At 39.6% G+C, this 500-nt stretch carries 1 pseudogene; it reads right to left on the bottom strand.

The window, feature by feature from the left end:
* A pseudogene (locus EZH24_RS13385) lies at positions 1-500 on the bottom strand (IS982-like element IS982B family transposase); the annotation flags it as partial.

Raw genomic sequence — 500 nt, 5'->3', positions numbered from 1 at the left:
ATCACTTTTCTACGTTTTGAAAAATTAGGGAAAAGGATTTTCTTTTGCTTCATGTTCTTCCTGACAGGTGTCATTAGATCAATTCCTTTTAATTCCAGCCTATCATGCAGTGACTGACCTAGATATCCCATATCTCCAAGGACTGTTGGTGTCCCAAATTGACTCAACACTTCCTCGGTCATTGAACTATCAGCCATTGAAGCAGGAGTAATTGTGTAGTCTATGACATAGCCTGATTCACTGACTAAAGCATGACATTTACATCCATAGAAGTACTGTCCCTTTGTAGCATTGTAGCCAACATTTGCATAATCTCCAAGAACTTTGCTTCTGAAATTACGAATAGGCTGACACAAAGGAATGGGGAAGCTGTCAATAATGGATACACTAATTCCTTCAACCTCTTTAAAGACGAGTGCTTGGCGAATGACTTGGATACTCGGTAAGAGGGCATTACAACGGCGGACAAAGCGAGAATATTCTAGGAAATTAGGAAATAA

Source organism: Brachyspira catarrhinii (assembly GCF_005518285.1).
GTDB classification, from domain to species: Bacteria; Spirochaetota; Brachyspiria; order Brachyspirales; family Brachyspiraceae; genus Brachyspira; species Brachyspira catarrhinii.
This window is presented reverse-complemented; position numbering and strand designations above follow the sequence as displayed.